The 19,260-nt window shown below is 53.7% G+C and carries 19 protein-coding genes; all 19 read right to left on the bottom strand.

Annotated features, from left to right (window positions below; genetic code table 11):
• Positions 1-16: 16 nt before the first annotated feature.
• Complete coding sequence (gene pstB / locus PI91_RS21950; protein WP_008500183.1) at positions 17-790, bottom strand: phosphate ABC transporter ATP-binding protein PstB; 774 nt, start codon at positions 788-790, stop codon at positions 17-19.
• Positions 791-837: 47 nt separating this feature from the next.
• Positions 838-1,728 (bottom strand): phosphate ABC transporter permease PstA, encoded by an 891-nt coding sequence (gene pstA, locus PI91_RS21955; protein WP_008500184.1) that lies wholly within the window; start codon positions 1,726-1,728, stop codon positions 838-840.
• Positions 1,728-2,687, bottom strand: coding sequence for a phosphate ABC transporter permease PstC (gene pstC / locus PI91_RS21960; protein WP_008500185.1), 960 nt, complete (start codon positions 2,685-2,687; stop codon positions 1,728-1,730). Before pstC ends, pstA begins: the two co-directional genes overlap by 1 nt.
• Before the next feature lie 128 nt (positions 2,688-2,815).
• Positions 2,816-3,856 (bottom strand): phosphate ABC transporter substrate-binding protein PstS, encoded by a 1,041-nt coding sequence (gene pstS, locus PI91_RS21965; protein ID WP_008500186.1) that lies wholly within the window; start codon positions 3,854-3,856, stop codon positions 2,816-2,818.
• A gap of 321 nt (positions 3,857-4,177) precedes the next feature.
• Positions 4,178-6,007, bottom strand: coding sequence for a glutamine--fructose-6-phosphate transaminase (isomerizing) (gene glmS, locus PI91_RS21970; RefSeq protein WP_008500188.1), 1,830 nt, complete (start codon positions 6,005-6,007; stop codon positions 4,178-4,180).
• A 225-nt stretch (positions 6,008-6,232) separates the two neighbouring features.
• Entirely contained in the window at positions 6,233-7,603 is a 1,371-nt protein-coding gene (gene glmU, locus PI91_RS21975) for a bifunctional UDP-N-acetylglucosamine diphosphorylase/glucosamine-1-phosphate N-acetyltransferase GlmU (protein WP_039267122.1), read from the bottom strand.
• Positions 7,604-7,740: 137 nt separating this feature from the next.
• Entirely contained in the window at positions 7,741-8,160 is a 420-nt protein-coding gene (locus PI91_RS21980) for a F0F1 ATP synthase subunit epsilon (RefSeq protein WP_006177560.1), read from the bottom strand.
• A gap of 20 nt (positions 8,161-8,180) precedes the next feature.
• On the bottom strand, positions 8,181-9,563 hold the full coding sequence (atpD, locus tag PI91_RS21985; RefSeq protein WP_003862362.1) for a F0F1 ATP synthase subunit beta: 1,383 nt from the start codon (positions 9,561-9,563) through the stop codon (positions 8,181-8,183).
• A 31-nt stretch (positions 9,564-9,594) separates the two neighbouring features.
• Positions 9,595-10,458, bottom strand: a complete 864-nt coding sequence (atpG, locus tag PI91_RS21990; RefSeq protein WP_008500191.1) for a F0F1 ATP synthase subunit gamma — start codon at positions 10,456-10,458, stop codon at positions 9,595-9,597.
• Between the two features lie 51 nt (positions 10,459-10,509).
• Entirely contained in the window at positions 10,510-12,051 is a 1,542-nt protein-coding gene (gene atpA, locus PI91_RS21995; RefSeq protein ID WP_003862367.1) for a F0F1 ATP synthase subunit alpha, read from the bottom strand.
• Between the two features lie 12 nt (positions 12,052-12,063).
• On the bottom strand, positions 12,064-12,597 hold the full coding sequence (gene atpH / locus PI91_RS22000; RefSeq protein WP_008500192.1) for a F0F1 ATP synthase subunit delta: 534 nt from the start codon (positions 12,595-12,597) through the stop codon (positions 12,064-12,066).
• A 14-nt stretch (positions 12,598-12,611) separates the two neighbouring features.
• Positions 12,612-13,082, bottom strand: a complete 471-nt coding sequence (atpF, locus tag PI91_RS22005; protein WP_003862370.1) for a F0F1 ATP synthase subunit B — start codon at positions 13,080-13,082, stop codon at positions 12,612-12,614.
• Positions 13,083-13,130: 48 nt separating this feature from the next.
• On the bottom strand, positions 13,131-13,370 hold the full coding sequence (gene atpE, locus PI91_RS22010; RefSeq protein ID WP_000429386.1) for a F0F1 ATP synthase subunit C: 240 nt from the start codon (positions 13,368-13,370) through the stop codon (positions 13,131-13,133).
• Between the two features lie 49 nt (positions 13,371-13,419).
• Positions 13,420-14,235: a F0F1 ATP synthase subunit A gene (gene atpB / locus PI91_RS22015; protein ID WP_008500193.1), complete on the bottom strand. Its 816-nt coding sequence runs from the start codon at positions 14,233-14,235 to the stop codon at positions 13,420-13,422.
• Positions 14,236-14,243: 8 nt separating this feature from the next.
• The gene (gene atpI, locus PI91_RS22020) at positions 14,244-14,624 is read right to left on the bottom strand and encodes a F0F1 ATP synthase subunit I (RefSeq protein ID WP_008500194.1); all 381 of its coding nucleotides are present in this window, start codon (positions 14,622-14,624) and stop codon (positions 14,244-14,246) included.
• A 616-nt stretch (positions 14,625-15,240) separates the two neighbouring features.
• Positions 15,241-15,864, bottom strand: a complete 624-nt coding sequence (gene rsmG / locus PI91_RS22025) for a 16S rRNA (guanine(527)-N(7))-methyltransferase RsmG (RefSeq protein ID WP_008500195.1) — start codon at positions 15,862-15,864, stop codon at positions 15,241-15,243.
• A 107-nt stretch (positions 15,865-15,971) separates the two neighbouring features.
• Positions 15,972-17,861, bottom strand: a complete 1,890-nt coding sequence (gene mnmG / locus PI91_RS22030) for a tRNA uridine-5-carboxymethylaminomethyl(34) synthesis enzyme MnmG (protein ID WP_008500196.1) — start codon at positions 17,859-17,861, stop codon at positions 15,972-15,974.
• 374 nt (positions 17,862-18,235) lie between these two features.
• Positions 18,236-18,685, bottom strand: a complete 450-nt coding sequence (mioC, locus tag PI91_RS22035) for an FMN-binding protein MioC (RefSeq protein WP_039267123.1) — start codon at positions 18,683-18,685, stop codon at positions 18,236-18,238.
• Positions 18,686-18,775: 90 nt separating this feature from the next.
• Positions 18,776-19,234 carry a transcriptional regulator AsnC gene (gene asnC / locus PI91_RS22040; RefSeq protein WP_039267125.1) on the bottom strand — a complete coding sequence of 153 codons (459 nt, stop codon included), beginning with the start codon at positions 19,232-19,234 and terminating at the stop codon, positions 18,776-18,778.
• Between the last annotated feature and the right edge of the window lie 26 nt (positions 19,235-19,260).

The raw sequence follows: 19,260 nt of genomic DNA on the forward strand, positions 1-19,260 counted from the left end.
CATGCACTAAGGCAAATCAACCGTAGCGGCCAGTAATATAATCTTCGGTTTGTTTCTTCGCGGGCTTAGTGAACAGATCGTCCGTGTTACTGAACTCAATCAATTCACCCAGGTACATAAACGCCGTGTGATCGGAGCAACGCGCAGCCTGCTGCATGTTGTGGGTCACGATAACCACGGTGTAATCCTGCTTCAGCTCGGTGATCAGTTCTTCAATACGACCGGTTGAAATCGGGTCCAGCGCTGAACACGGCTCATCCAGCAGCAACACTTCCGGGCGGATCGCAATACCGCGCGCAATGCACAGACGCTGCTGCTGACCACCGGAGAGAGAGTACCCGCTCTGGTGCAACTTATCTTTGGTTTCGTTCCATAATGCGGCCTTGGTCAAAGCCCACTGCACGCGCTCGTCCATATCGGCACGGGAGAGCTTTTCAAACAGGCGAACGCCAAAGGCGATGTTGTCATAAATGGACATCGGGAACGGCGTGGGTTTCTGGAACACCATCCCCACTTTCGCGCGCAGCAGGGCAATATCCTGAGCCTGGGTCAGAATGTTTTCACCGTCGAGGATGATTTCCCCTTCAGCGCGCTGCTCCGGATAGAGCGAATACATTTTGTTAAAGGTACGCAGCAGCGTGGATTTCCCACAGCCGGACGGACCGATAAATGCCGTGACCTGGTTCTTCGCGATATCCAGGTTGATGTTCTTCAGGGCATGGAATTTGCCGTAGTAGAAGTTCAAATCACGAACCTGAATCTTACCCGGGGCAGTATCAACCATACTCATTGACTCATTTCCTCATTCGGCGCCGCGAGCTGCCGCGCCGTAAAAAATTAACCGTGTTTCTTCTTCGCGAAAATGACGCGCGCCAGAATGTTCAGCAACAGTACGCAAAGGGTAATGATCAGCACCCCGGCCCAGGCCAGCTGCTGCCATTCCGCGAAGGGGCTCATCGCAAATTTAAAGATCGTCACCGGCAGGTTGGCGATCGGCTGCATCATGTCCGTGCTCCAGAACTGGTTGGAGAGGGACGTAAACAGCAGCGGCGCCGTTTCACCCGCAATACGCGCCACCGCCAGCAGGATACCGGTCATGATCCCGGAGACCGACGCCTTCAGCGTAATCGCAGAGATCATCTTCCATTTTGGCGTACCCAGCGCGTAAGCCGCTTCACGCAGGCTGTCCGGCACCAGTTTCAGCATGTTCTCGGTGGTTCGAATCACAATCGGCACCTGCAGCAGCGCCAGCGCAATCACACCCGCCCAGCCGGAGAAGTGTTCCATCTGCGCCACCACCACGGTGTAAACGAACAGACCCACGACGATAGACGGGGCTGACAGCAAAATATCGTTAATGAAGCGAATGACTTCCGCCAGCAAGGATTTACGACCGTATTCCGCCAGGTAGATACCCGCCATGATGCCCAGCGGCGTGCCGAAGACCGTGGCCCAGAGGATCAGCAATCCGCTGCCCGCCAGGGCATTCGCCAGGCCACCACCCGCCGTGTTCGGCGGCGGCGTCATTTCGGTGAACAGCGAGAGTGACATTCCGTCAATCCCGCGAACGACCGTTGAGAAGAGGATCCAGACAAGCCAGAACAGACCGAATGCCATCGTCGCCATAGAGAGCGTCAGGGCAATGCGGTTTTTCATGCGGCGTCTGGCCTGCATTTTGCGGCGGGATTCCGCCAGTTCAGCAGTAGCTTGCATTTCGAGAGTGGCCATTAGCGTGCTCCCTCATTTTTAGCGAGACGCATAATCATCAGCTTGGAAATCGCCAGAACAATGAAGGTAATAACGAACAGAATCAGACCCAGCTCCATCAGCGCCGCGACGTGCAGACCCGATTCCGCTTCCGCAAACTCATTCGCCAGCGCAGAGGTAATACTGTTACCCGGCATATAAAGCGACGCGCTGTCGAGCTGATAGGTGTTACCGATGATGAAGGTGACCGCCATGGTTTCACCCAGCGCACGACCTAAGCCCAGCATCACGCCCCCGATCACCCCATTTTTGGTGAACGGAAGGACAATGCGCCAGATCACTTCCCAGGTGGTGCAGCCGATGCCGTAGGCCGACTCTTTCATCATCACCGGCGTTTGTTCGAAGACATCGCGCATGACCGCCGCAATGTACGGAATAATCATGATGGCGAGGATCACACCCGCCGCCAGAATGCCGATACCAAAAGCCGGGCCAGAGAACAGGGCCCCCACAAACGGAATGGCAGAGAGGACGTTACCCACCGGTTCCTGGAAGTACGTGGCGAACAGCGGCGCAAAGATAAACAGACCCCACATGCCGTAGACGATACTTGGGATGGCCGCCAGCAGTTCGATGGCGATACCCAATGGGCGACGCAGCCAGCCCGGCGCCAGCTCCGTCAGGAACAGGGCGATACCGAAACTTACCGGAACCGCAATCAGCAGGGCGATGAACGAGGTCACCAGCGTGCCGTAAATCGGCACCAGTGCACCGTAGATATCGTTCGGCGCATCCCACTCTTTACTCCACAGGAAGGAGAAACCGAATTTCTGGATGCTCGGCCAGGAGGAGAAAATCAGAGACACGATAATGCCGCCCAGCAGCAATAGCACAATCAGCGCAGCCAGTTTGACCAGCGCGCTGAAAATCATGTCACCTTTTTTACCCGGAGGGTTAAATGCAGGCTTGGTTGCAGCCATAAATTACTCTTCTGTTTGAGACGTTTTTACGAATATGCCCGGTGGCGCTGACGCTTACCGGGCCTACAGAGTAAACCGTAGGGCGGGTAAGCGCAGCGCCACCCGCCATCTTCGTTAAATATATCCTGTTAGTACAGCGCTTTACCGCTGCTGTCTTTCACGTTGGTTTTCCATGCAGCGCGAATCTGCTCAACCACGTTGTCTGGCAGGGTGGCGTAATCCAGAGCGTTAGCCTGTTTGCCGCCGTTTTTGTATGCCCAGTCGAAGAACTTCAGCACTTCAGCGCCCTGTTCAGGTTTCTTCTGCTCTTTGTGCACCAGGATGAAGGTGGTAGAGGTGATTGGCCACGCCCCTTCGCCCTTCTGGTTAGTCAGATCCTGCGCGAAGGATTTGCTCCAGTCAGCGCCTTTTGCGGCGTTAGCAAAGTTCTCTTCGGTCGGGCTAACCGGTTTGCCGTCGGCAGACACCAGTTTGGTGTAGGACAGGTTGTTCTGCTTCGCGTACGCATACTCTACGTAGCCGATGGAGCCAGGCAGACGCTGTACGAACGCGGCGATACCGTCATTACCTTTACCGCCCAGACCGGTAGGCCAGTTAACGGTAGAGCCGGAGCCGACTTTAGATTTCCACTCTTCGTTCACTTTCGCCAGGTAGCTGGTGAACACGAAAGAAGTACCAGAACCATCCGCGCGGCGAACCACGGCGATGTTCTGGGAAGGCAGCTTCAGGCCTGGGTTGAGTTTGGCGATCGCTTCGTCATCCCATTTTTTGATTTTGCCTAGGTAGATGTCACCCAGGGTTTTGCCGTCCAGCACCAGCTCACCCGACTTCACGCCCGGCAGGTTGATCGCCAGAACCACGCCACCGATCACGGTAGGGAACTGGAACAGGCCTTCCTGAGCCAGTTTGTCATCAGACAGCGGAGCATCTGATGCGCCGAAATCAACCGTGTTCGCGGTAATTTGTTTTACGCCACCGGAGGAGCCGATACCCTGATAGTTAACCTTGTTACCGGTTTCTTTCTGGTAGGTATCCGCCCATTTGGCATACACCGGCGCAGGGAAGGTTGCACCAGCGCCAGTCAGGCTTGCTTCTGCAAATACAGAGAACGCGCTCAGAGATAAGGTCGCGGCGACAACAGTTGCGACAGTGGTACGCATAACTTTCATAATGTCTCCTGCAAGATTTTCGTAAATCGTTGTTTAGTGGCTACGATGAGCAAAATAGGACAAACAGGTGACAGATAAATGTACGAATTATGACAGTTTTATGACAATGAAAATTTAACTTAAAATTAAACAAAACAAAGCTTAATTTTCATCGAGTTAGCCACTTTTATGACAGGTTGTTTTCAGAAATATTTTCTTTATGTGACACTGAAAAAAGTAGCTGAAGATGACAAATTGTCATTATTAAAAATGAGAAAGGATTGATGAAAAACAAACCAGGCAGGATAAAAAAGCTCCACCCGAAGGTGGAGCCTGAAGGGTTTATTCTACAGTGACCGATTTCGCCAGGTTACGAGGCTGGTCAACGTCGGTGCCTTTGATCAGCGCCACGTGATAGGCCAGCAGCTGCAGCGGAACGGTGTAGAAGATCGGCGCAATCACCTCTTCCACATGCGGCATCTCGATGATGTGCATGTTGTCGCTGCTGGCGAAACCGGCATCTTTATCAGCAAAGACGTACAGCACGCCGCCACGGGCGCGGACTTCTTCGATGTTGGACTTCAGTTTTTCCAGCAGTTCGTTGTTCGGAGCCACGACGATAACCGGCATATCCGCGTCAATCAGCGCCAGCGGACCGTGTTTCAGCTCGCCTGCCGCATAGGCTTCAGCGTGAATGTAAGAGATCTCTTTCAGCTTCAGCGCGCCTTCCAGCGCAATCGGATACTGATCGCCACGGCCCAGGAACAGGGCGTGATGTTTGTCAGAGAAATCTTCCGCCAGAGCTTCAATGCGTTTGTCCTGGGAGAGCATCTGCTCAATACGGCTCGGCAGCGCCTGCAGACCGTGAACGATGTCATGCTCAACAGAGGCATCTTCACCTTTCAGACGCGCCAGTTTCGCCACCAGCATCAGCAGAACCGTCAGCTGAGTGGTAAACGCCTTGGTGGAGGCCACGCCGATTTCGGTACCCGCTTTGGTCATCAGCGCCAGATCGGATTCACGCACCAGCGATGAGCCCGGGACGTTACAGATGGCCAGAGAACCCAGATAACCCAGCTCTTTAGAGAGACGCAGCGCCGCCAGGGTATCTGCCGTTTCACCTGACTGGGAAAGGGTGATCATCAGGCTGTTACGACGTACGGCAGATTTGCGATAGCGGAACTCAGACGCAATTTCTACGTCGCACGGCACGCCCGCCAGAGATTCAAACCAGTAGCGAGAGACCATACCGGAGTTGTAGGAGGTGCCGCAGGCCACGATCTGAATATGCTCAACCTTGCTGAGCAGTTCGTTCGCGTTTGCGCCCAGCTCGCTCAGATCCACTTCACCATGGCTGATGCGCCCGGTCAGGGTGTTTTTGATGGCGTTTGGCTGCTCGTAAATCTCTTTCTGCATGTAGTGACGGTAAGCGCCTTTGTCGCCCGCGTCGTACTGCAGATTCGATTCGATCTCCTGACGTTTCACCTGCTCGCCTTTGGTATCGAACACGGTTACGCTGCGGCGAGTCACTTCGGCGATATCCCCCTCTTCGAGGAAGATAAAGCGACGGGTGACCGGCAGAAGTGCCAGCTGATCGGACGCGATAAAGTTTTCACCCATGCCCAGGCCGATAACCATCGGGCTACCGGAACGCGCGGCCAGCAGCGTGGACGGGTCGCGGGAATCCATGATCACCGTACCGTACGCACCGCGCAGCTGAGGAATAGCACGCAGCACCGCATCACGCAGCGTACCGCCCTGCTCAAGTTCCCAGTGCACCAGGTGAGCAATCACTTCGGTGTCAGTTTCAGAGACGAAGGTGTAGCCGCGCGCTTTCAGTGCTTCACGCAGCGGTTCGTGGTTTTCGATAATGCCATTGTGCACGACCACGATGTGTTCAGACACATGCGGGTGCGCGTTGCCTTCAGACGGTTCGCCGTGCGTCGCCCAGCGGGTGTGCGCAATACCGGTTCCCCCGTGCAGCGGATGCTCTTCCGCGGCCTGGGCCAGCATCTGCACTTTACCGAGACGGCGCAGACGGGTCATATGACCTTCTGCATCGACGACAGCCAGACCGGCAGAGTCGTAACCACGGTATTCCAGACGACGTAAACCTTCGAGAAGGATTTCAGCAATATCACGCTGCGCAACTGCGCCAACAATTCCACACATAATTTTAGATTCCGAATTTAGGCATAATGCCTGCGTTGTCGCTGACCTGTATTTGCCCTTACCAGGCGCCCCGAGCCTTGTAGAGAGTGGGGTTATTTTTATGGGTACTGCTTGTGGGGGGAGATATATGTTTATCTCCTCACCCGGGTTTGCCTGATGACGGCTACGCCTTATCAGGCCTACTCAATCGTAGGGCGGGTAAGCGTAGCGCCACCCGCCTTGGTGTTACTTCTTCTTCACAGGACGTTTCCAGCCCTGCTTGTGCACCTGCGGCACACGGCTTAATACCAGTTCGTTATCGGCGATATCGCGCGTAACGGTTGTCCCGGCGGCAATCGTTACGCCGTTACCCACGGTAACAGGTGCCACCAGCTGGGTGTCGGAACCGACAAACACATCATCACCGATGATGGTTTTAAACTTATTGGCGCCGTCATAGTTACAGGTGATTGTGCCTGCGCCAATGTTGACGTTGTCACCAATTTCCGCGTCGCCCAGATAGGTTAAATGACCGGCTTTTGAGCCTTTACCCAGACGCGCTTTTTTCATCTCAACGAAGTTGCCCACGTGAGCGCCTTCCAGCAGCTCAGCTCCCGGGCGCAAACGCGCAAACGGGCCGATGGTACAGGCCACATCCAGACGGGCATCTTCCACCACGCTGTACGGGCTGATTTCACAGTCGTCACCAATGACGCTGTTTTTGATCACGCAGCCAGCGCCAATTTTGACGCGGTTGCCCAGCGTGACGTGACCTTCGAGGATAACGTTAGTATCAATTTCAACGTCGCGCCCGTGCGCTAACGTTCCACGCAGATCGAAACGCGCCGGATCGCGCAGCATCACGCCAGCCAGAAGGAGTTTCTCGGCCTGTTCGGACTGATAAACGCGCTCAAGACGGGAGAGTTGAAGGCGGTTGTTCACCCCTTCGGTTTCGCTGATGCGCGCCGGATGGACCGCCGCAATCTCGCGCCCTTCCTGGTATGCCATCGCAATGATGTCGGTGATGTAGTATTCACCCTGCGCGTTATTGTTATTGAGCTTCGACAGCCAGCGCTTCATATCCGCACCATTGGCAATCAGGATACCGGTGTTGATCTCCTGAATCTGACGCTGCGCCTCGCTGGCATCTTTATGCTCAACAATACCCGTAACGTTGCCGTTTTCACGGGTGATACGGCCATAACCGGTTGGATCGTCCAGCACAACGGTTAATAAACCGATGCCGCCCTGCCGTTTGGCTTCACGCAGGCGAGTCAGCGTTTCAACGGAGATCAGCGGGACATCGCCGTAGAGCATCAAAATGTCTTCGTCATCCGCAAAGAAGGGCGCTGCCTGCTGCATGGCATGGCCTGTACCCAACTGCTCGGCCTGAAGCACCCAGTTGAGCTTGTCGTCGCTCAGCGTCTTTTTAAGCAGATCGCCGCCGTGGCCGTAGACCAGGTGGACCTGACTGGCACCCAATTCATTCGCTGCATCAATGACGTGCTGCACCATTGGCTTTCCTGCAAGCGTGTGAAGTACTTTAGGCAGGTCGGAATACATGCGGGTCCCTTTGCCTGCGGCAAGGATCACCACGCTCATCGCACTGTTTGACATACGCATCCTGACGGTAGTTTGAGTGAGAAGTAAAAACGTTTGATGCTTAAAATTCTACATCTTTTTCAACATGAATTAAGGACGAAAAAAAAGCCAGCCTGGTATCCAGACTGGCTTTTGTGCTTTTCAAGCCGGTGTTACATCGCTTTTTTGGTCAACTCGATAACGCGCAGTTTCGCGATCGCTTTGGCCAGCTCCGCAGACGCCTGAGCGTAATCCACGTCACCATGAGAGCTGCTAATGTGCTCTTCAGCCTTACGCTTCGACTCCAGGGCTCGCGCTTCGTCGAGATCCTGGCCACGAATAGCGGTATCGGCCAGAACGGTCACACTGCCAGGCTGCACTTCAAGAATGCCGCCGGACAGATAGATAAACTCTTCGTGACCGAACTGTTTAACGATGCGGATCATACCAGGCTTAATGGCGGTGAGCAGCGGTGCGTGACCCGGGAAAATACCCAGCTCACCTTCACTACCCGTTACCTGGATTTTCTCGACCAGACCAGAGAACATTTGTTGCTCTGCGCTGACGACGTCCAGGTGGTAAGTCATTGCCATATCACCCTCCGATTAAGGCGTTAAAGTTTTTTGGCTTTTTCCACAGCTTCTTCGATGGAACCAACCATGTAGAACGCCTGCTCTGGCAGGTGATCGTATTCGCCTTCCATGATGCCTTTAAAGCCACGGATGGTGTCTTTCAGGGAAACGTATTTACCCGGAGAACCGGTGAATACTTCCGCAACGAAGAACGGCTGGGACAGGAAGCGCTGGATCTTACGCGCACGTGCTACCACCAGTTTGTCTTCTTCAGACAGTTCATCCATACCCAGGATGGCGATGATGTCTTTCAGTTCCTGGTAACGCTGCAGCAGGGACTGTACGCCACGCGCGGTGTCGTAGTGTTCCTGACCAACAACCAGTGGATCCAGCTGACGGCTGGTGGAGTCCAGCGGGTCAACGGCTGGGTAGATACCCAGAGACGCGATCTGACGGCTCAGTACCACGGTTGCATCTAAGTGCGCAAAGGTGGTGGCTGGAGATGGGTCAGTCAAGTCATCCGCAGGTACGTATACCGCCTGAACGGAGGTGATAGAACCGGTTTTGGTAGAGGTGATACGTTCCTGAAGAACACCCATCTCTTCCGCCAGCGTTGGCTGATAACCTACCGCTGAAGGCATACGACCCAGCAGTGCAGATACTTCAGTACCGGCCAGGGTGTAACGATAGATGTTATCAACGAACAGCAGAACGTCACGGCCTTCGTCACGGAACTTCTCAGCCATCGTCAGGCCGGTCAGCGCAACGCGCAGACGGTTTCCAGGTGGCTCGTTCATCTGGCCGTAAACCAGGGATACTTTGTCCAGAACGTTGGAGTCGGTCATTTCGTGGTAGAAGTCGTTACCCTCACGAGTACGTTCACCTACGCCCGCAAACACAGAGTAACCGGAGTGCTCGATCGCGATGTTACGGATCAGCTCCATCATGTTTACGGTTTTACCTACACCCGCACCACCGAACAGACCCACTTTACCGCCCTTCGCAAACGGACACATCAGGTCGATAACTTTGATACCGGTTTCCAGCAGTTCCTGAGAGCTGGACAGCTCTTCGTAGGAAGGTGCCGCGCGGTGGATAGCCCAACGCTCTTCTTCACCGATGTCGCCTTTCATGTCGATTGGCTGACCCAATACGTTCATGATACGACCCAGTGTTGCTTTACCTACCGGGACTTCGATCGGGTGCTCAAGGTCTTTTACTTCCAGACCACGACGCAGACCGTCGGAAGAACCCATCGCGATGGTACGCACGATACCGCCGCCGAGCTGCTGCTGAACTTCCAGCACCAGGCTCTCGTTACCATTCTGTACCTCAAGCGCGTCGTACACGCGTGGTACGGCGTCCTGAGGGAACTCGACGTCCACCACGGCGCCGATTACCTGGACAATCTTTCCAGTAGCCATCTTGAATCCTCTACGTAATTCGTAAACCTGGTTAAACCGCGGCGGCCCCCGAGACGATCTCGGTGAGTTCCTGAGTAATGCTGGCCTGACGAGCTTTGTTGTAAACCAACTGCAGCTCTTTAATCAGGCTGCCGCCATTATCGGTCGCGGCTTTCATCGCCACCATTCGTGCGGCCTGCTCGCTGGCCAGGTTTTCTACAACGCCCTGATAAACCTGAGATTCAACGTAACGACGCAGCAGGGTATCCAGCAGCGGTTTCGGATCGGGTTCATACAGGTAATCCCAGGCTTTTTGCTTCAGCTCGTCATCTTCTGATGCCGGTAACGGCAGCATCTGAGTGAGCGTTGGAACCTGAGACATGGTGTTAATGAATTTGTTGCTGACAACGTACAGTCTGTCCAGACGGCCTTCATCATAGGCCTGCAACATCACTTTAACCGGGCCGATCAGTTCGGACAGGGACGGGTTATCACCCATACCGGTCACCTGAGCGACAATGTTGCCACCAACGGAGTTAAAGAAAGAGACGCCTTTAGAGCCGATCATTGCGATATCGCACTGAACGCCTTTTTCAGACCATGCTTTCATATCCGCCAGCAGTTTTTTGAACAGGTTAATGTTCAAGCCGCCACACAGACCACGGTCGGTCGACACCACCAGGTAGCCCACGCGCTTAACGTCGCGTTCTTCCAGGTAAGGGTGCTTATATTCCAGATTACCGTTTGCAAGGTGACCAATCACTTTGCGCATGGTTTCTGCATAAGGACGGCTGGCCGCCATGCGATCCTGCGATTTACGCATTTTGGAAGCGGCGACCATCTCCATCGCTTTAGTGATCTTTTGCGTGTTCTGGACGCTTGCGATCTTACTACGTATCTCTTTTGCGCCGGCCATGAGCTTCTCCTCAATGCCAGGCGGCTTGTCCTGAGACAAGCCGCCGGACGATTACCAGGATTGGGTTGCTTTGAAGGAATCGAGGATAGCTTTCAGCTTGCCTTCGATTTCGTCGTTATAGCCACCGGTCTGGTTGATCTCTTGCATCAGCGGAGCGTGATCACGGTCGACGTAAGCCAGCAGAGCGGCTTCGAAGCTACCGATTTTCGCCAGTTCCACATCTTCGAGGTAACCGCGTTCAGCCGCGAACAGTACCAGGCCCTGCTGAGCAACAGACATTGGTGCGTACTGTTTCTGCTTCAGCAGCTCGGTCACTTTCTGACCGTGGCTCAGCTGTTTACGGGTTGCTTCGTCCAGATCGGATGCGAACTGAGAGAACGCAGCCAGTTCGCGATACTGTGCCAGCGCGGTACGGATACCACCGGACAGTTTCTTGATGATCTTGGTCTGAGCAGCACCACCCACACGGGATACGGAGATACCCGGGTTAACCGCCGGACGAATACCGGAGTTAAACAGGTTGGTTTCCAGGAAGATCTGACCATCGGTAATGGAGATTACGTTGGTCGGAACGAACGCAGAAACGTCACCCGCCTGGGTTTCAATGATCGGCAGCGCGGTCAGAGAGCCCGTTTTACCCTTCACTTCACCTTTGGTGAAGTTCTCGACGTATTCCGCGTTAACGCGGGAAGCACGCTCCAGCAGACGAGAGTGGAGGTAGAATACGTCGCCAGGGAACGCTTCACGTCCAGGTGGACGACGGAGCAGCAGGGAAACCTGACGATAAGCAACAGCCTGCTTAGACAGGTCATCGTATACGATCAGCGCATCTTCACCGCGGTCACGGAAGTATTCGCCCATTGCGCAACCGGCGTATGGTGCCAGGTATTGCAGTGCAGCAGATTCAGAAGCGGTCGCCACAACAACAATGGTGTTAGACAGCGCGCCGTGCTCTTCCAGTTTACGAACCACGTTAGAAATGGTGGACGCTTTCTGGCCGATAGCCACGTACACACATTTGATGCCGGAATCACGCTGGTTGATGATGGCGTCGATTGCCATCGCGGTTTTACCGGTCTGACGGTCACCGATGATCAGTTCACGCTGACCACGACCGATTGGGATCATGGCGTCAACGGACTTATAACCTGTCTGAACAGGCTGATCTACGGACTGACGGTCGATAACGCCTGGTGCGATAACTTCGATTGGGGAGAAGCCATCGTGCTCAACCGGACCTTTACCGTCGATTGGCGCACCCAGGGTGTTAACAACGCGACCCAGCAGGCCACGGCCAACCGGCACTTCCAGAATACGGCCAGTACACTTAACCTTCATGCCTTCGGCGAGGTCAGCGTATGGACCCATCACAACTGCACCAACGGAGTCGCGCTCCAGGTTCAGTGCGATAGCGTAACGGTTACCCGGCAGGGAAATCATCTCACCCTGCATACAATCGGCCAAGCCGTGGATGCGGATAACACCGTCACTTACAGAAACAATAGTACCTTCGTTGTGAGCTTCACTCACAACATTGAACTGAGCAATGCGCTGCTTGATCAGTTCGCTGATTTCGGTGGAATTCAGTTGCATGCTCCAGTCCCCTTAAGACTGCAAGACGTCTGCAAGGCGCTCAAGACGGCCGCGTACGCTGCCATCAATGACCATATCACCCGAACGGATGATTACGCCTGCCATTACAGACTTATCGATTTTGCAATTCAGCTTAACTTTGCGTGACAGACGTTTTTCCATCGCGGCGGTAATTTTCGCAAGCTGTTCGTCACTCAGTTCAGTCGCAGAAGTCACTTCGACTTCAGCGGTAGCTTCACTAAGGGCACGTAAGTGCTCAAACTGCTCTAGAACATCCGGGAGAACACGGAGACGACCATTCTCTGCCATCACCTTAATCAGGTTCTGGCCGTTGGCATCCAGTTGCTCTCCGCACACGGCGATAAACGACGCGGCGAGAGTTTCAGGTGCTAACGCACCGGAAAGCAACTCGGCCATTTGTTCGTTTTTCGTCACCTCAGCGGCAAACGCCAGCATATTCTGCCAGCGATCGACATTTTGGTGTTCGATAGCAAAGTCAAAAGCTGCTTTGGCGTAGGGGCGAGCTACCGTAACAAATTCAGACATCAGCCCCTCCCTCCTTACAGTTCAGCGACAAGTTTGTCCACGATGTCGCTGTTAGCAGCTTCATCCACGGAACGTTCGATGATCTTCTCGGCGCCAGCAACAGCCAGAATCGCAACCTGCTTACGCAGTTCTTCACGAGCACGTTTACGCTCAGCTTCAATTTCAGCCTGAGCCTGTGTCACGATCTTAGTACGTTCCTGTTCTGCTTCAGCTTTCGCTTCGTCCAGGATCTGCGAACGGCGTTTGTTAGCCTGTTCGATGATAACCTGAGCTTCCGCTTTCGCTTTTTTCAGCTGGTCTGTCGCGTTGGCCTGTGCAAGGTCCAAATCTTTCTTAGCGCGTTCTGCAGAAGCCAGACCGTCAGCAATTTCTTTCTGACGTTTTTCGATGGCTGCCATTAAAGGCGGCCATACATACTTCATGCAGAACCAGACAAAGAGAATAAACGCGATGGCCTGGCCGAGGATTGTTGCGTTCATGTTCACAGCACAATACCTCTTTAATATCTGTGGCTTAGGGTTTTAAAACTACTACTACGCGACAGCAAACATCACGTACAGACCCAGACCTACAGCGATCATTGGGATAGCATCCACCAGACCCATAACGATAAAGAACTGAGTACGCAGCAGAGGAATCAGATCAGGTTGACGCGCAGCGCCTTCCAGGAATTTGCCCCCGAGGATGCCGATACCGATCGCAGCACCGATAGCCGCCAGACCCATCATCACAGCGGCAGCCATGTACAGCAGATCCATATTCAGGTTTTCCATGACAGTCTCCAGTTTGTTTCAATTAAAACGTAGTAGTGTTGGTAAAAAATCAGTGCTCTTCAGACGCCATCGACAGATAGACGATCGTCAGAACCATGAAGATAAAGGCTTGCAGCGTAATGATCAGGATGTGGAAAATGGCCCACGGCACATTCAGAACCCACTGTGACCACCACGGCAGAAGACCCGCGATCAGAATGAAAATCAGCTCACCCGCATACATGTTGCCGAACAGTCGCAGACCCAGTGAAACAGGTTTGGACAGCAGGCTAACGCCTTCCAGGATCAGGTTGACCGGAATAAACGCCCAGTGGTTGAACGGCTGCAAGGTAAGCTCTTTCACAAAGCCGCTTACGCCTTTCATTTTGATGCTGTAGAAAAGAATCAGGATAAACACGCCCAGCGCCATCGACAGGGTGATGTTCACGTCCGCAGACGGAACCACGCGCAGTGCTGGCAGGCCGAAGATGTGCTCGCCAATAAACGGCAGCAGATCGATTGGCAGCAGGTCCATCAGGTTCATCAGGAAGACCCAAACGAACACGGTCAGCGCCAGCGGAGCAATCAGCTTGCTCTTGCCATGGTACATGTCTTTGACGCTGCCATGGACGAAGCCGATGATCATTTCGATGAAGGTCTGGAATTTCCCTGGTACACCGCTGGTCGCTCGTTTAGCAACACCGCGGAACATGGCCAGGAACAGAAGACCCAAAACCACCGAGAAGAACATGGAGTCGATGTTGATCGTCCAGAAGGTGGCCGGGGGGTTATGTGGATCCACCAGCGAGAATGTACGCAGGTCCAGCTGAAGGTTATTCAGATGGTGACCTATGTAATCCTGCGGCGTCATATTTTCTGAAGCCATGATGCCTTTTACCCTTTGTTATTGATTACAGCTGGAGCCAGAACTTGTACCACCAGCACCAAAACCCACGTTGCTATCAGCGGCATGAAGACCACTTTCAAAACCGCCAGCGCCATCACCAGTAGAGCAAAGGTCAGCAACACCTTACACACTTCGCCGAGGGCGAAGGACCAGGCCACGCGGCCTTTGGCAGGTGTATGCGCCTGATGACGCCAGGCAAAAATCATAAACAACACGTTTGGCAGCACAACCGCCAAACCCCCGCACACGGCGGAGATGCCCCAGAAGGGGTCTTTGAGGCTAAACAGCAGTCCACTTGCTATCACAGCCAGAAACTGAATGAACAGAAGCTTACGAGCAACGTTTCTACTCAAGAGCGACACAGACATCACGTTTTTACTCCTGCTCCCTTCGAGGTATGCCGCGTGTCGTATAAAACGTCCTTTAAGGCTCAGAGTCAAGCATCAAAAAGCGGTCAAATTATACGGTGCGCACCCGTGATTTCAAACATTAAGTAGCGAAAAGGTGAATAAATGTTTAAATATTTTTCCCCACCGCTATTTTTTAACTTTCGCTGAAAGCGTCAACCTTCGACCAAAACTGCAAACAGCGCGAAAACGTTGTCGATAAAGCGTGCACGAGATCACAAAACACACATTTGCGATAAGGTTGTATTTATCAAAGGCGCAAATCGCAGAAATTTATCTTTATGAAATTAAACGCAAAATGTCGCAACTATTTTCAAAACAGCCCAGTACACAATAAAAACCTTTTATTGACATTCTTAATAAATAATTAACATTGCGTTCTGGTTACTGCCTTCCACTTTTAGCAGACTTATATTTTCAAAGATGACTATCTTCTCGGTGAATAACGATTGCTTCGTTAACCGGAAGAAAAACCTTAGTGAAGCAGAGGTTAAAAGCTCCTCGGTAAATCCCCGGTAGTTGTGCTGTTTTTTAACATGATAAGAACAGCACGAATTCCACATTTTTTATTAATTTTTTAAAAATTGTTTGGCTTAATTATCACCAGGTGTCGTTCGCCTTCGAGCTGAGGAATCTGTAATTTCTCAATAGACTCGACAGCAAAACCGTCCGGAAGCTGTTCAATCTCATCGCCTGGCAACTGCCCTTTCAGTGCATAAAAGCGGCCATTCTCTGCAGGTAAGTGCTTGCACCAGCTCACCATATCGTTGAGCGACGCAAATGCGCGGCTGATAACCCCGTCAAACGGCGGCTCTGCCGGGAACTCCTCTACCCTGCTCTGCACGGGCGTGATGTTTTCAAGCTTCAGCTCATGCTGTACCTGGCGTAAAAAGCGCACGCGTTTGCCAAGGCTGTCCAGCAGCGTGAAATGGCTCTCAGGGCGAACAATCGACAGCGGAATACCCGGCAGACCAGGGCCCGTCCCCACGTCGATAAAGCGTTCACCTTTCAGCCAGGGAGCAACCACGATGCTGTCGAGAATGTGGCGAACGAGCATCTCGTTGGGGTCGCGAACAGACGTCAGGTTGTACGCTTTGTTCCATTTGTTCAGCATATCGACATAGGCCACCAGCTGATTTTTCTGGTGATCGGTGAGCGAAATACCTGCCTGATCCAGCAGACGAGAGAGTTTGTTGAGCACGGTGAATACCTGTTGAGAGTTTTTTTGCCCGGTGGCGCTGCCGCTTACCGGGCCTACGAATAAGTAGGGCGGGTCAGCGAAGCGCCACCCGCCAAAAGCAATGTCAATTACGCGCTACGGCGCAACATGCCCTGCTTTTTCAGCCACACCAGCAGGATCGAAATCGCCGCCGGGGTCACGCCCGAGATGCGGGATGCCTGACCGATCGACACCGGTTTGTGGTCGTTCAGCTTGGCGATCACTTCGTTGGAAAGGCCCGTCACCTGGCGGTAGTCCAGCATTTCCGGCAGCAGCGTGTTTTCGTTACGCTGCTGTTTTTCGATCTCATCCTGCTGACGGGCGATGTAACCTTCGTACTTCACCTGGATCTCGACCTGCTCTGCCGCTTCAGCGTCTTCCAGGCCCGGCGCGAACGCGGTCAGTTTGACCAGGTTCTCGTAGGTGACTTCTGGACGGCGCAGCAGATCTTCACCGCTGGCTTCGCGCGACAGCGGCGCGGTTAAGTGAGCGTTCACTTCAGCAGCGGTTTCCGCCTGCGGATTCACCCAGGTGGTTTTCAGACGCTGACGTTCCTGCTCAATGCGCTCCAGCTTCTCGTTGAAGCGCGCCCAGCGCTCGTCATCGACCAGACCCAGCTCGCGGCCCATTTCGGTCAGACGCAGGTCGGCGTTATCTTCACGCAGCATCAGGCGATATTCCGCGCGAGAGGTAAACATACGGTACGGTTCTTTGGTACCCAGCGTGCAGAGATCGTCAACCAGCACGCCCAGATAAGCCTGAGAACGCGCCGGAGCCCAGCCCTCTTTCTCAGCAGAGAAGCGCGCGGCGTTCAGACCGGCAAGCAGGCCCTGTGCAGCCGCTTCTTCGTAGCCGGTGGTGCCGTTAATCTGACCCGCGAAGAACAGACCGTGGATGAATTTGCTCTCCAGGGTCGGCTTCAGGTCACGCGGATCGAAGAAATCGTACTCAATAGCGTAGCCAGGGCGAACGATTTTTGCGTTCTCCATACCCTGCATTGAGCGAACAATTTGCATCTGTACGTCGAACGGCAGGCTGGTGGAGATGCCGTTCGGGTAAATTTCGTTTGAGGTCAACCCTTCCGGCTCCAGGAAGATCTGGTGCTGGTTGCGATCGGCAAAGCGCATCACTTTGTCTTCGATCGACGGGCAGTAGCGTGGACCGATCCCTTCGATCACGCCGGCGTACATCGGGCTGCGATCGAGGTTATTGCGGATCACGTCATGGGTTTTCTCGTTGGTGTGCGTGATGTAGCACGGCACCTGCTGCGGATGCTGTGCCGCATTGCCCATAAACGAGAAGACCGGCATTGGGTTATCACCGTGCTGTTGCGCCAGCACGCTGAAATCGATGGTGCGCGCATCAATACGCGGCGGCGTACCGGTTTTCAGGCGGCTGACGCGCAGCGGCAGCTCGCGCAGACGGCGAGACAATGGGATAGACGGCGGATCGCCTGCACGGCCGCCGCTGTAGTTATCCAGACCAATATGAATTTTACCGTCAAGGAAGGTACCCACGGTCAACACCACGGCTTTAGCGCGGAATTTGAGGCCCATTTGGGTCACGGCGCCCACGACGCGATCGTTCTCAACGATAAGATCTTCAACCGCCTGCTGGAAGATCATCAGGTTCGGCTGATTCTCCAGCGCGGTACGTACCGCCTGGCGATAAAGTACGCGGTCTGCCTGAGCACGGGTCGCACGCACAGCGGGGCCTTTACTGGCGTTTAGTATCCTAAACTGAATGCCTGCGTGATCGATCGCCTTCGCCATCAGGCCGCCAAGTGCATCCACTTCTTTTACCAGGTGTCCTTTCCCAATGCCGCCAATCGCCGGATTACAGGACATTTGTCCCAGCGTGTCGATATTGTGTGTCAAAAGCAGGGTCTGCTGACCCATTCGCGCTGCGGCCATTGCGGCCTCAGTGCCTGCGTGACCCCCGCCAATGATGATGACGTCAAAAGGATCCTGATAAAACATGGTGGTCTGCCTCGCGTAAAGCGGTAAGAAAATGGATTGAAGCCCGGGCCGTGGATTCTACTCAACTTTAGTCTTTCGAGAAAGCATTGGGATCCTGGGCTATTAAAAAGAAGATCTTTTTATTTAGAGATCTGTTCTATTGTGATCTCTTATTAGGATCGCGAACCCGTGTGGATAAGTCCGATCTCATAAAGAAGATCATGCAGTTAGAAAGGATCGTTTGCTGTGAATGATCGGTGATCCTGGACCGTATAAGCTGGGATCAGATCGCGACTTTATACACAGGCCAAAAACGGCGCTACGGTTGTTCTTTGGATAACTACGGGTTAATACGAGCTTTTAACCAGAGTTATCCACATCTGTTCGCGCGATCTTTAATCGTTTTTGAGTAAATTTTTCCATTCCGCGAGCCAGATCTCGGCTGGATCCTCCGGAATGTCATGATCGAGGATGTTGATCTTGAGCGTTTCACCCAGCTGTTTTGCTCCGCAGGAGGTCACAGCGGCTTCGACTTTCTCTATTGCCCCGCAAAAGGTGTCATATTCACGACTGCCGATCCCCACTGCGCCAAAACGGACGTTTGACAGGTCGAGCTGCTGTTCCAGCAGTTCGTCATATAAAGGTTGCAGGTTGTCCGGCAGATCGCCCGCGCCGTGCGTGGAGGTGATCAGCAGCCAGACCCCGTCAGTCGGGAGATCTTCCAGCAACGGGCCGTGCAGGGTTTCCGTAGAAAAGCCCGCCTCTTCCAGCTTTTCAGCCAGATGTTCCGCTACGTATTCTGCACCGCCAAGGGTGCTGCCGCTGATAAGGGTAATGTCCGCCATTGATCGCTCGCCCAGATAAAGAGACGGCCATTGTACGCTGTGAACGAGCTGGGATCTACCTGTGGAAAATGTGGGAATGGATTTGCCCGATCACGGGCGGATGGTACGCATGATCGGGTTTTGCAGGGAGATCAGGGTCTCGGTGGACTGAATTTCATCGATTGTTTGGATCTTGTTGATAAGTACCTGCTGGAGCGCGTCGATGGATCGGCACATGGCCTTAATAAAGATGCTGTAGTGTCCGGTGGTGTAGTACGCCTCGGTGACTTCATCCAGCGCGTTCAGTTTCGCCAGGGCGGAAGGGTAGTCTTTGGCGCTTTTAAGAATGATGCCGATGAAGCAGCAGACGTCGTAACCCAGCTGCTTCGGGCTGACGTCAATGCGCGCGCCGGTAATGATCCCCGCCTGCTTCATCTTCTCTACGCGAACGTGAATGGTTCCCGGGCTGACGCCAAACTGTTTCGCCAGTTCGGCGTAGGCGGTACGGGCATTGGCCATTAACGCCTCCAGAATGCCGCGGTCGAGATTGTCGATCTGATAATTTTCCATAGCTTTTTCTTATGAAGATTAATGAA

Source organism: Enterobacter sp. FB (genome assembly GCF_000805795.1).
GTDB classification, from domain to species: domain Bacteria; phylum Pseudomonadota; class Gammaproteobacteria; order Enterobacterales; family Enterobacteriaceae; genus Enterobacter; species Enterobacter roggenkampii.